Origin of the sequence: Bartonella sp. CL434QHHD (genome assembly GCF_042195145.1) — a bacterium.
Taxonomy (GTDB): domain Bacteria; phylum Pseudomonadota; class Alphaproteobacteria; order Rhizobiales; family Rhizobiaceae; genus Bartonella.
The window spans coordinates 1-8,758 of sequence record NZ_JBHINT010000039.1 but is presented as its reverse complement, the minus strand read 5'-3'; the positions used below and the strand labels follow the sequence as shown (position 1 = coordinate 8,758).

Below are 8,758 nucleotides of genomic sequence, written 5' to 3'. Positions count from 1 at the left end.
ATTTGACCCACAAGCGCAAGTCTTTACCCCCGATGAAACACGGCAAATCACCGGTATTGACTTTCATCTTTGCAAAATCGGCAATCAGAACCATGATCTGGTGATTGATTTGGTCACCACTGAAAATGGCTATCCGACCGCCGATATTCAAGCGCAAAGCTTTTATTCTATGAAGGGCGCAAAGCTAGGGTGGGCAGAGGCACGCTATGATGTCCCTTTGTTAGTCCCTAATGACCGTCTCACTGCCTTTGTCATTAAAACCGATGATGCTGATCATGCCGTTTCACTAGCAAAGCTTGGAGATTTTGATGCAGAACACCAAAGATTTGTCTCGAGCCACCCTTACGTGACCGGTCCACGCTTTTCTTCTGTCAATGCTAGGAGCTGGACCGCCCATCAAGATGAGGCTTTAGCCTTTCGAGTGCTGGCGGCACGCTATAGGCAAACAGAAAAAACCATTGATCTTGGCACTTTTGACCTTGTTGACTGCTCTGATTTGCAAATACGCGCAGCCATTGAATTGCCTTCAAGCGATTGTTCTGTCATCTTTGAAATTGAAAGAAACAATGGCACGGTTTATCAACTTCTTCCCTTTCAATTACTCAGTCTTACTGAATATATCAGTGAAAAGATAAAGCTTCGCGCTATTCTCAAAGGCACCGAAAAGCTCTCACCCGTCTTGTTTGCTCCTGTTCAATTGATTGCGGGGAAAATCCATAAAGAAGCCACTTATGTCACGCGTGCTTTTGCCTTTGGGGAAAAGGCAAGGTTGACCAGTTATATCAAAACCTTTTTACCAGGTGGTGCAACCTTTTCACTGGAGATGCAACTGGATGATGGTGCTTTCACCCCTTTGAAATTAGAGNGGATGATGGTGCTTTCACCCCTTTGAAATTAGAGGAAACAGAACAACTCGCTGAACCGCTTTGGACAGAACGAAAATTTACCAGCAGTGATAAAGGCGCCAAACAAGCGCGCTTGAAACTCACGCTTACCGGTGGACCTGCTGCGCGGTCCATGGTGAGTGATTTTGGCGCTGGCATATTATAATGGGAAAATGAGAGATGACAAAAACCAAAAAACTCGACATGGAATTGCCGAAAGAAGGACGCTTTATCAGTTCTGAATTCCCAATCTTGCGGGAAAACTTGACCAAAATTGATCAAGCTCTTTTGGCTGTTGAGGAAAAGGTAAACGAAAAAGCACCTTTACAACACACGCATACCATAAGCGAAATCACAAATCTAGAAAGCGCTCTCAATGGCAAAATGGCAGCGGATAAAACTTTCTCATTTGCTGATTTAAGCGATATCGAAGGCGCAAAAGATGCTGCCAACAATTATGTTCTCTATAAATCAAGCAACAATAACTTTACCTTTGGCAGTGCTGTCTCACTATTAGGCGCGCATCAACATAAAACCGAAGATATCGTGGGGCTTGATGATTTTAGAGCCAAGATTAATCAAGATATGACAAGCTATGGGCGCCTCACAAGCCCAAATGAATGGCAGAATTATAATAAATTTACCAGCAAAGTCACCATGAGTGGTGGCTTAGAACTTTTGGGTAATTCGTCGTTTAGCCTTATTCATAATGGTGAAACGGTGACAAGTTTAAGCACAAATGGAAGTACCTTGAAAGGACCTTTGAGAGTTGATGGTGAAGCTGTTTATACCAAGGTGCAAGTGGATGCTCTTTTGGATGCTTTAATCAAAAAGCGTAAAGAAGAGTACATTGAAATCGTTATGTTGCAGAGTGGTAATATTCCTTGGCCTGATGGGGTGACAGATGACACTGATATTGAAATCATGGCTTGGGGAGGTGGCGGGAGCGGTGGCCAACGTGGAGGAGGTGGTGGTGGTGAATGTATTTCTTTAAAGATTCAAAAACGCCAATTACAGAATAATGATGTAGTGGCTATTGGAAAAGGCGGATATGGAAATGGTGTTAATGGTGGTAATACGCTAGTTGGTTCTATTCTTACAGCACGGGGTGGTAAGGGGAATAACGGTTATATTGGTGGAAATAGTGGTGGTGGAGTTTCAGGTGGTTATGGAACTGCAAGTGGTAGTAATAATAATGGTTATGCGGGAAAAGAACATCCTTGGCATGGAGGCGGAGGAGGTGGTGGTGGCTTTAATGATAGTTGTGGCGGTGATGGAGGGGATAGTACCTATGGTGGAGCAGGTGGAGGTGGGAGTGGTGGGAGTGGTGGTAGTGGTATAGCTAATAATGGAGGTAAGGGAGGAAAAAGCCAGTATGGTGGCAATGGAGGAAGCGGAGCTGAAAAAGGATATGGCGGCGGTGGCGGTGGCGGTTATCGAGATGGTGAAGATGGAACAGTAAATGGTGCTGGACGGGGTGGTGATGGCGCAGTTAAATTAAAGATCTTTGTATAAGCGTTTAAAGGCTTGTATGCTCTTCCGTCTTTAAGTCCCCTTTAAAGCCCTTTAAAAGGGCTTTTTGACTGACAGTGTCAGACTTATGAAAGGGAGCTCTTGTTGTTATGGTCTCTTCATTGATTTGGAGAGCAAAATGGCAATAGAATTTAATCATGGGATTCGCATTGTAGAGGCTGGTGAGGATTCCCGTCCTTTAGCAACATTTGATCAGACCGCCATTGGAGCGGTTGTTACAGCCCCTGATGCTGACAACCAAGTTTTTCCCCTCGACGAGCCCGTGTTGGTCTTCACCCATGAGACAGAAAAAATCCAAAAGCTTGGAACAAGAGGCACAGCTCTTGATGTTATTAATGCTGTGTGCGCACAGGGGATTGAGGCACAAATTATTCTTGTGCGGGTGGAAGAAAAGTCAACCATTGCTGAGACACAAACCGAAATGGTGGGATCAAACGCTCGACTGACCGGTGTGCATGCCTTAGCGCATGCGCGGGGGCATTTGGGTGTGGAACCTGGAATTCTCTTAGCACCGGCTTATAGTGCAGGGCGCCTTGATAATGGTAAAAACCCCGTGGCAGATGCACTGGAACAAGTGGCAGAAAAGCTGCAAGCGATTGCGGTTTTTGATACGGGGGGTAAAAACACGGAAGAAAGTCTTGCCTATCGTGCAGATTTTTCCTCACGCTTTTGTTATTTGATTGATCCCTTTGTACGGGTGGCAAATCGTGAGGGGGGTATTAGTGTTAAACCCGCAAGTCCTTTTGCAGCAGCCATGTTTATCAAACGTGACAAGCAAAGGGGCGGTGTTTTTTGGTCTCCTTCCAACCAAGATGTGCATGGCATTTTAGGGACAGCACGCCCCATTAGCTATTTTGATGGCGAAATTGATCATGAGGCAAATCGCCTTAACCAAGCCGATATTGCGACCTTTATTCCAGCACGGCTTAGCCAAAATGCGCAGGGAGAAGTAGCTTCCAATGGGCGCATTTTATGGGGCAACCATACCACCTCCAGTGACCCATTGTGGCGTTTTGTCAATGTGGTGCGCACCCGTACAGCCTTGGAAAAAACCATCATTAACAATTTCCGCCCTTGGGCCAATGATGAAAACCTTACTGGTCAACATGTTATTGCCATTACCCGCAGCCTTACACAGTTTCTTGATGATCTGATTGCGCGGGGTGCGCTTTTGGGTGGCCGGGTTTGGTTTGATCGTGATTTAAATTCCAACAGCACTTTGCAATTGGGAAAATTGCGGGTCGAGTTTGATGCAGAAGAAGTGCCACCTTTAGAAGATTTGAGTTTCGGCAGCCGGCGCAATAGCGCTTATTTTGACCGTTTGGCGCAAGATATCCAAAAGAAAATGACTTATCAATTTGGCGATACGCTTGAAACTTATCGCAAAGCAGCAAGGAGTTAGAGCATGACTTTACGCATTGTACGCGGTTTTACGCTGATTGTTGATGATGATGTGAATCTTCACCTTGATCTTGAAACCCTCAAATTACCTACGTTGGAAGAAATTACAGAAACCTATCAACCAGGGGGCTCTGATATGCAAATTGATGTGAGCGGTCTTGGTGTGAAAGCTTTGAGTTTACAAATGAAAATCCGCAGCCATACCCCTGAGGTCATCGGTATTTTTGGTGGTCCTCCTGGTCTTCGTCATAAATTCACTGGCAAAAAACATGTGATCTCTGAAGAAGATGGACGTGAGCATGAACATTCCATTGATGTGACAGGGCGGTTGGTCAAAGTCGATAGCGAAGGCTTAACAGCTGGAAAAGCGACAGGCTATGATTGCGAGATCAAAAATGTTTGGGACTATACGGAATTTTGGGATGGTTCTGTTTTGCACCGCTTTTCTTTTAAACGGGGCGGCTGGCTTGTCCGCAATGGGCAAGAGATCGGTTCTCGCCGCCGCTCTATTCTCAATTTATAGGAATTGATCATGACAAGTTTACAAACCAGCATTGACGTGGAATTGCAGGTTCCGTTTCTTTATCAAGATAAAAGTGGCAAAGAAACTCTATGCAAGAAACTGACCTTTTATCGCCCCACTTTTAAGCATGCCAAGCAATTAGCGGTGCTCATTGGACCACAATTGACAGAGCTGCTGCTTCCTGAGTTTGGAGAGCAAAAAACAACTTTGAGCAATGATGTGCTTATCACGAAGCTTTCTCAAGTTTTGTTCACAAGTGAGGCAACAGAAGGCATCACAGCACTTTTGGCTGATATGTCACGTGAATCTATTGAATTGATTGATCGAGTTGATGTGATGGATATTGTCGCAATATTGAAGGCTTTTTTTGCTTTTTTTACGCAACGCCAATCCTCTCTGCCAGACAATTTGGGGCAGAACTAGCCCTTTATTATCACTGGGCGCCTTCAGAGATTAACCAGATGGATTGGCTGGATGTGATTGCCTATCGAGAAGAACTCGCGCGCCTGAAAGCTCAAGAATATGAAAGCCATCAGTTAGGATAAAGAATCGTCATGGATGTTTCCCTTGTTGTGCGTTTTGTCAATCATCTGCAAGAGGGGATAGCTTCTGCCAAGCGTGATCTTGCAGCCTTTAGTTCAGATGTTGCGCATTTCCAAAACAAGACAAGGCAGCACTTTAAAAATTGGTTTGACCCTGAGCATCTTGAGGATGCGACAAAGAATGCGGAAAATGCTTTTATCCAAGCACGCGGGCGTATGGTGGGTGCCATTGCGCAAACAGCAACCTTAATTGCACCGCTCTATAAAGCCATGCAATTTGACCAATCGATGAAGGGATTAGAAAAGGTTCTCGATGCCCCCCTTGATCGCTTAAAGGAATTGCGCCGTTTTGCGCTTGAAACCTCCACCAAGATTCCGTTAGCGGCGCGTGAAGTCTTAGAATTGATGACCAGTGCCAGCCAAGCAGGGATTGGTGAACAAGATCTAGAAGCTTTTAGCATTTACGCCGCTAAAGCAGCTGTAGCTTTTGATATGACGGGAGATCAGATTGGGGAGCGCTTTGCCAAATTGCGCAATGTCTTTAAGCTTAATCAGGTAGGCATTGAAGATCTAGGCGATGCTATCAATCATCTCTCTAATCACATGGCGGCAAAGGCCAGTGAAGTGTCTGATTTTACCAATCGTGCCACCGGTGCGGCAACCATGTTTAAGTTGACAGCGCGCGAAACTGCGGCATTTGGTACAGCGATGATTTCTGCTGGGATTGTTCCTGAGAGTGCCGCGCGTGGTTTTAATGCCATGAGTGCGCGCATTCAGGCAGGGGGCAAACATATTGAAGATGCTTTTGCCAATATCGGGCTTTCTCGCGAAAAATTCATGCAAGATCTGGACAAAGATGCCACCGGCACCTTGGTGCGCTTTTTTAATGTGTTGGGTAAATCCGAACAGGGGATGCGCTCGCTGATTGCCATTGCGGGGCGCGATTTTACCGGTGATTTTGCCAAATTGGTGGGTAACCCCGAATTGTTAGGGCAAGCTTTAGAGTATGTGAAAGATCCACAAGTCTTTAAAGGTTCGGTAGAACAAGAAGCAGACAAACAAGCAACCGGTGCCATGCGGCAATTTGAACTCTTACAAAACCGTATTGTGGCTCTGGGCATCACCATTGGTGAAGTGCTTCTGCCTCCTCTCAACAGTCTCATGGAAACTGTTGGTAATTTTACCAATGGGTTGATGGCGTGGGCGAATGCGCACCCAACTTTAACAAGCGCCATTATCAAAACCATTGCCGCCCTCATGGCTTTTAATATTGCTCTGCGCGTGTTGCGCTTTACTCTTGCTGGGACACGCCTTGGGCTTCTTCAATTGATGGGCTCTTTTATCAAGATGGGTGCTGTTAGTCGTGGTGTTGCTGCAAGCTGGCGGGGCTTAGCAGCCGCAGGGCGCTCGCTGGGTTTAATAGCAGCAAGCTTTGGTGGAAGTGCGCTGCGTCTTCTTCGCCCCATGACTTTACTGGTAGGGGCTTTACGGGGGATTGCTGTCTCAGGAAGTGCATTTGCTGCCTCTTTTGGTTGGATGGGGACAGTGATCGAAGTGGTTGGGGCAAGTCTTTCCTCTGTTGTGGGGGGTATTTTTACCCCGATCGGGGCGGTCATTGCTGCTGTTGTGGCTGTCATCCTTGCTGCTGGTTTTGCTTTGTGGAAATATTGGGATCGTTTTTCTTCTTTTGTCAAAGGTTTTGCACGGGGGGTATCTCGGGCTTGGGGGCGTGCCTTTGAAGCCGTCATGCGCTTTTTTGGTGCTGATACCACCACCATCACCAAATGGAAAAATATCATTGCTGCTGCTTTTGATTTCTCTCAAACTTGGCAAAAGTTTAAACAAGAGCTTTCCTCTGTTGTCGAGTGGTTTGGCAATTTGTGGGAGGGCGTTAAACAAAGCTTTTCCAACTTTTGGCAATGGTTGAAGAGTTTTTTTACACAGGAAAAGCTCTCGGATGCTGCCAAGGCTGGTATGGAACAAGCGGGCGAAGATCTGGCTAATTCGATTGTCGATGGCTTTATGTCGTCTATCTCACAATTGATGGATTATTGTAAATCTTTGCCTAGCCGCATTAAGGGGTGGATTGGTTCCATTGATGTAAGAGAGTTTTTGCCAAGTTTTTTGGGGGGTAAAACAGCCATTCAGCCCATACCACAATTTGCGGGGGCTTCTCCTGTAAATTCATTTGCGAGAGAGCAAAGAGACAAAGACCGTTCCCCCATCACACACAATCAAAATGTCACGGTGCATGTTAATGGTGCCCGTGAACCCATGGCCACTGGTCGTGCGGTTGCCCATGCTTTGCAACGGGCACGCGCTAATGCGCTGCATGGCGGGACAGAATGAGGGGAGGGAGCCTATGAGAGATCCTTTGATGATGTTAGGACCGCATCAATTTTATGTGGATTGGCTGAATTTCCAATCTTTTGAAGAAGAGTTTTCTGCCTCATGGGTTTGTATGGAGCGTTTTGGCAAGGCACCCAGTTTGCAATTTACCGGCTATGGCAATGATGCAAAGACCATTCATGGAGTTTGGTTTCCAGAAGAATTTGGTGACCGTGTAGCCATTGATGCCATCACTACAACTATCCGAAGAGCAAAGCCGGTCCAGATGCTTCATTGGATCAATGATACCACCTATAGTGTCCTTCTCCATGGACCCGTAGTAATCACCACGATCAATAAAGACCATGACTATATCAGTCGCTCTGGTCCATCCCAGCGCATCCGCTATTCCATTACGCTCTTGCCCTTTTTTAATGGCGGAAAACCACAAGGACAATACCAAGAGGGACAAATCCAAGTGGGACAAACTTTATGAAGATACCAGAAAAGCATGTTATTGTAGAGCTAGAGGATATGAGTCTTGATCTCCTTTGCTTTCACCATGTCATGGCAGTGTTCAGAGACCGGAGGCAAGTTGGGGCACTAAACGGTTATTTAGAAGCCACACTGGAAGCTAATCCAGAGATTGCCAAATATGGTGTGTTTTTACCGCGGGGCTTAAAGGTCATTTTGCCTGAATTTGTGTTGTCTAATCCCCAAAGCATGGTGAAGCGGTTATGGGATTAATGCGTACACACCCTTTTATTGTAGTCAAGGTGGGAGACAAACCTGTTCATGAGGTTTTTTACCAGCGTCTTTTAACCGCAACGATTACGGACCATGCCGGGAATGAAGCCGATACATTTGAAGCAGAGTTTGACGATAGTGGCAATGATTTAGAGGTTCCCTCAAGCAATAGTGCGCTACAGGTGATCTTTGGCTATGAGAACAGCATCAGTGCATTTATGGGGTGTTTTGTTGTCGAATCGGTTGTAAGTTGTGGTGGCAGTGATGGAGAGATTTTGCGCCTTTGTGGCAAAAGTGCCTCGATGCGTAAAGAGCTCAAAGAACAGGTGAGTGAACATTTTGACCACAAAACTGTTGGTGAGATTGTTGAGACACTTGCCAAACGCCATGGCTATCAAGCAAAGGTCAGTCCCCAATTTACCAAACAAATTTTGCCTTATGTGATTCGAACAGATCAATCGGCGGTTGATTTTTTAACCCGCCTTGCCGATCGCATGCGGGCACGTTTTTTGATCAAGGACAATAAGTTTTTGTTTTTAAGCGGAGATAATTTACCAGCACTCGACATCCATAAGCACGACTGTTCCAACTGGGAATTTACGTTAGAGCCACGTACACAATACGGCACTATTGAAGCTTCTTATTTTGATCGCTCAAAAGGGCAGCAATGCCAAGTCAAACATCAGACAGGGTTTAGCGGTCCCGTGCGGCGTCTTCGCACTTGTTACACTTGTGAGGAGGAAGCACGAGCTGCTGCTGCTTCCGAGTCGGACAGGTTGTGTCGTGCTGTAGGCAGTGGT

The 8,758-nt window shown here is 46.0% G+C and carries 8 protein-coding genes and 1 pseudogene; all 9 read left to right on the top strand.

Annotation, left to right across the window (positions count from 1 at the left end; genetic code table 11):
* Window positions 1-1,050 (top strand): annotated as a pseudogene (locus ACFILN_RS06835) (DUF4815 domain-containing protein); the annotation flags it as partial.
* Between the two features lie 14 nt (window positions 1,051-1,064).
* Entirely contained in the window at window positions 1,065-2,399 is a 1,335-nt protein-coding gene (locus ACFILN_RS06830) for a Bgr_08870 family protein (protein ID WP_375671148.1), read from the top strand.
* A gap of 136 nt (window positions 2,400-2,535) precedes the next feature.
* Window positions 2,536-3,819, top strand: a complete 1,284-nt coding sequence (locus ACFILN_RS06825; protein WP_375664739.1) for a phage tail sheath C-terminal domain-containing protein — start codon at window positions 2,536-2,538, stop codon at window positions 3,817-3,819.
* A gap of 3 nt (window positions 3,820-3,822) precedes the next feature.
* The gene (locus ACFILN_RS06820) at window positions 3,823-4,341 is read left to right on the top strand and encodes a phage major tail tube protein (RefSeq protein WP_375662961.1); all 519 of its coding nucleotides are present in this window, start codon (window positions 3,823-3,825) and stop codon (window positions 4,339-4,341) included.
* Window positions 4,342-4,350: 9 nt separating this feature from the next.
* The gene (locus tag ACFILN_RS06815; RefSeq protein ID WP_375662960.1) at window positions 4,351-4,764 is read left to right on the top strand and encodes a hypothetical protein; all 414 of its coding nucleotides are present in this window, start codon (window positions 4,351-4,353) and stop codon (window positions 4,762-4,764) included.
* A gap of 131 nt (window positions 4,765-4,895) precedes the next feature.
* On the top strand, window positions 4,896-7,232 hold the full coding sequence (locus ACFILN_RS06810; RefSeq protein ID WP_375671146.1) for a phage tail tape measure protein: 2,337 nt from the start codon (window positions 4,896-4,898) through the stop codon (window positions 7,230-7,232).
* 13 nt (window positions 7,233-7,245) lie between these two features.
* Window positions 7,246-7,707 carry a phage tail protein gene (locus tag ACFILN_RS06805; protein WP_375671143.1) on the top strand — a complete coding sequence of 154 codons (462 nt, stop codon included), beginning with the start codon at window positions 7,246-7,248 and terminating at the stop codon, window positions 7,705-7,707.
* Window positions 7,704-7,958, top strand: a complete 255-nt coding sequence (locus ACFILN_RS06800; protein WP_375632034.1) for a tail protein X — start codon at window positions 7,704-7,706, stop codon at window positions 7,956-7,958. The genes ACFILN_RS06805 and ACFILN_RS06800 overlap by 4 nt, the downstream gene beginning before the upstream one ends.
* Window positions 7,958-8,758 (top strand): phage late control D family protein (locus tag ACFILN_RS06795; protein WP_375671150.1); only part of this gene is annotated, 801 nt, incomplete at its 3' end. The genes ACFILN_RS06800 and ACFILN_RS06795, both read left to right, overlap by 1 nt.